Here is a 2,397-nt window from a genome sequence, read left to right as displayed (position 1 = left end):
GTTCCACCAGGATGCGGATTTTCTCCTCAAAGGGGAGTTGGGCCCGCTCCTGGCGCGCGCTTTCTGCTTTTTGGAACCATTCCTCCCGGGTAAAGACCCGGTCACCGAGGAGAATTTGGAGTTGGGGATCGGACGCTCCGCTCATATCGCAAGATCAAAAGGGAGGTCGGCGATGTCCCGCAACCGACGACCCTCTATCAGCATATCCAGCATCTCTTTCTGGCTTTCGCTGTTGGATTCCTCAACAGCCCGGATCAGTTCCGGGAGGGCAAAGTGATAAACGCAATCAATATCTCCGGTACCCAGGGCCAGAGAGGCAATGCGGGTAGGCAAAGGTTCCGCGGTGACGACCACGATGTGCGGTGTGTGGCCCTTGCGGTTGCGAATCAGATTCAGTGCCTCAGTTCGGGTATTCTGTGCCCGGTCGCTTCGGAGCGTCCATTTGCAGGAGATACTGGCATGGAAAATCAGGGTCTCTGCAGGCCGGTTTCGCTTGCGCAGGGGAGTATAGCGGGCAAATTCCTCACCCTCCAGAAGATGCTGCTCGGCATTAATCTCCTGGTCATCCAGCGGGTATCGCCCAATGACAATGTCTGGCTTTATGATATAGTCAGAGCCCAGTATGGCGGCCAAATCGGGATGTTCAACTATTGCCTGGCTCAGAAATTTCAAATGCTCGTACTGTTCAAACTGTTCAATAGACCGGGCCGTCTCTGCTACAAAGAAGCCCCATCGGCCAGGGCGGATGTGCTTCAATAGAGAGAATGATTTCTGCAGAAAAGACGCTGTTGCTTTTTCAAACCGAGTGCCCACAGTCTGATCAGGTGGTGGAGTGCATAGCGGATAGGGAAGAAATTGAAGTAGTCGCTCAGCAATTTTCCGACTCACCTTACTGGAACGGTCGGCGTTGTTCGGGATGCCATCTCGCCGACCCAGCACACTGCTGCAAAGTTGCCGATGATATTCGGAGCGCAACTCGTGGATCCGGTTCATCGCCCCCCCGGTTTCACCAGTCCGATGATGTACTCCCGATGCATACGGGCTTCAATCGTTGACGGGGACGACCCACGAGCAGATACGGGCATCATCCGCCGGTCCCGGTCCAGTTGCCGTTCCCGAATTCGGACCACGTCAAACCCCACGCTCTCCGCAATCTCAGCCAGGCACTGATGGGTCTCTATTTTCAGGCCGCGCATCGTAGAAGGTCCTACAACGATGATGGCCGCCGCGCCCGAGCAGAGCACCCGATGCATTTCCCGAAGGGCCTGGCGCATATCGGTAAAGTATTTACCCAATACCCGTGCCCGTTTGCTATCCAATTCGGCTATCCTCCCGATGGTCCGTTGGGTGAGGTGGGGAAGGGGACCATCGTTTTCCGTAGCCCGCTCCGCGCCGATGTACCGGGAACGCCACAGGCTTAATTCCCCGATTCGTTTACCCATCCAGACCAGGGAAAACTTGTGGGCGCGCATATAGTCAATGGCATTGGCGTACGGAGGAGAGGTCACAATCAGGTGTACCGAACTATCGGCTATCGGGAGAGTCCGTGCATCTCCATGCACCACCAGTGCGTCGGTGTCCGGCGAAAGTCGGGGTTCGGAGAGCAAGACCCGCCGATACCGGCCTACCCGTTCCCAGAACAAATCCAGGGCATTTGGGGGGCGCTTCTCCGGGTCCCGATGGGGACGGCTGTGAGCCAGATCACGCGCCAGGGAGACACCCCCCAATTTCGTCACGATGGTTGAAGAGAACGCAACCAGCAACAACCGGCGAACGGTAGCGTCTGATTCCTCGCGAATGGCCGCGATCAGTGCTGCCAGTTCCTCCTGGGTTGACGGAAGAAACCAGTAGTCCAGAAACTCCTTTGTGGCGTCGTCCAGGGTAGCACGGAATTCCCGGAGTTTCACAGACCGACCAGCCCGGAGCCACCGATCCGCTTTTGCAATGACTTCGCGGGCAGAGCGGACCAGATCCGCCCAACGAACCCACGTTGTTTTGGCAAGCCCAATCTGGACAGCCAGGGGGTCCAGGTCTACCCCGACCCCTTTCCTCCCCAACAGAATGGCTTCTATGACGGTCGTGCCCGAACCCGCCATGGGGTCCAGGACGGTTTGGCCTGTCCTAGTAAGACTCTGGATAAAGAGACGCGGGAGTTGAGGCGGGAACTTGGCCGCAAAAGAATGCAACCGGTGCGAAGCGTAGCCCGTCTCGGCCCCCCGAAAGTCCAGGTCTCCACCCAGCAGGTCGGCCAGGCGGTCCCGAATCGCTGCCGGGTGCTCTGCCAGCGTTTCCGGAAAACTCCGGAGCAGAGGAAGTTGCCGGTGAATCATTCCACACCCAACATCCGGCGCAGACTCAGCATAAACGGCGGATACGCGATGCCCTTCTCGGTGATGA

At 57.6% G+C, this 2,397-nt stretch carries 2 protein-coding genes; both read right to left on the bottom strand.

The genetic code is table 11. The annotated features are described in order from the left end of the window. Positions 1-141: 141 nt before the first annotated feature. Entirely contained in the window at positions 142-993 is an 852-nt protein-coding gene (locus ABJK56_RS18320; RefSeq protein WP_347246129.1) for an NgoMIV family type II restriction endonuclease, read from the bottom strand. Continuing rightward, on the bottom strand, positions 990-2,397 hold a 1,408-nt coding region (locus tag ABJK56_RS18315; protein ID WP_347246128.1), incomplete at its 5' end, for a DNA methyltransferase. The genes ABJK56_RS18315 and ABJK56_RS18320, both read right to left, overlap by 4 nt.

Source organism: Thermogutta sp., from assembly GCF_039793925.1.
In the GTDB taxonomy this organism is placed as follows: Bacteria; Planctomycetota; Planctomycetia; order Pirellulales; family Thermoguttaceae; genus Thermogutta.
This window is presented reverse-complemented; position numbering and strand designations above follow the sequence as displayed.